The 1,538-nt window shown below is 40.9% G+C and carries 1 protein-coding gene and 1 pseudogene; both read left to right on the top strand.

Annotated elements, in window-relative coordinates:
• The first annotated feature begins 259 nt into the window (after positions 1-259).
• Positions 260-1,141 (top strand): alanyl-tRNA editing protein, encoded by an 882-nt coding sequence (locus R7P67_RS24010; RefSeq protein WP_069517368.1) that lies wholly within the window; start codon positions 260-262, stop codon positions 1,139-1,141.
• Positions 1,142-1,435: 294 nt separating this feature from the next.
• Positions 1,436-1,538: pseudogene (locus R7P67_RS24005) on the top strand (zinc-ribbon domain-containing protein); the annotation flags it as partial.

Below are 1,538 nucleotides of genomic sequence, written 5' to 3'. Positions count from 1 at the left end.
CTGTGGTTAAAAACCGCAAAAAATAATTTAAGCATTTGAAGATACCCAAGTTTTTACTTGGGTATTTTTTTATCTGTTTTTTGCAACCTCTAAAAGTGATGTGAGATGTGTCCTTTTCTAAACCTTACTTTCATCATTATCACAATGTTCTTCTGCGCGGTTTTTCTCTAGTGGTATTAGTGATGACGTGCAGATTCCTGTATCTTCAAATGCTCAGCACACAACCTTAACTTCTTACATTCACAAAGATAAGCAAAGCATGACGATTACCGCGACACAAACCCGTTTCTGTCATCAAACTTGGCAGTTGGACGCTCAGATTCAACTCGTTCAAAACCACAATGAAGTGACCTACGTAGTCACCGACGTGACTCCGTTTCATCCCGTTAGCCATATCTGGCCTGATCATCCCGCGGATAAAGGCATCTTAGTATTTAATGATCAACAACTTGAAGTGATTGATTGTCAAGTTGGTGCCATTGAAGTGGCAACCGGAGAGTTATTTGTTGGAGCGGCAATCCCTGTAAAGCGCGATACAGAAGGCTGGTTATTTGTTGTCGTACATGTATTAGCGCTTGTTGACACTCTATCTCAAGGTGCACGAGTGACACTGAAAGTGGATAAAGAGTACCAACAAGCATTGAGTCGTGGACACAGTGCAGGTCATCTCGCCTACTTAGCCCTGAATAAAGTCCTCGCTGCCAGTTACTGGCGTAAAGATGCTGACCGTAAAGACCCACATGGCAACTATGATTTTAATAGTTATGCCCAAGAAGCCAGCTTTGTAACACCAGACAAGTGCCTAGATACTTACCGTTTAGGTAAAACACTCCGTAAAAGAGGCCTAAACAGCGCAGAAATGCTGTCAGACTTAGAGAAAATAGAGGGGCAGGTGAATGCACAATTGAAGCTTTGGCTGGAAAGAGACGCGGCGATCATTATGGACTGCCATGGTGACAACTTGACCGATTCGCGTTATTGGAAATGTGACTTGGGAGAGGGAGAATTGGCCGTGATCCCTTGTGGAGGAACGCACGCAGAGCATTTGAGTGACTTTGGCTCGATACACGTCAAGTTGGTCGAAATGGATTCACAAACGATTGAAATGCACACCGATGTAATAGCTTGCTTTTCCAATTAGATCTTTTTATTAAATTCTGTTTTTTCTTTTTTTTAAATTTTATTTTGGTGTTTTATGCTTCTTTAAATTGAAATGCAGAATATGTAACTTATGCTTTCGGTGTGTGGTTATATAAATATTCTTTTAGGGGGTGATCGCTGATCAAATGGTAAATATCCGATGATCAGAATAAGATCTTTCTTAAAGTAAGCTTCTCGTGAAGTAAACCCATTACCTTGCATATGGTGATATACATCAAGGTTAGCGGTTAGAAAATGTGAATACTGGAGCGAGTGAAACAGTAAGGTGAGAGATATGCAACAGAACAAATGGCCAGATTGCGAAGTAGAACTAGAATGGACTGGTCAATATCATTGTGGCCAATGTGAATCCGATTTCAAAAAAGTAGGTTTTTGCC

The organism is Vibrio sp. Vb0937, assembly GCF_033338855.1.
This window is presented reverse-complemented; position numbering and strand designations above follow the sequence as displayed.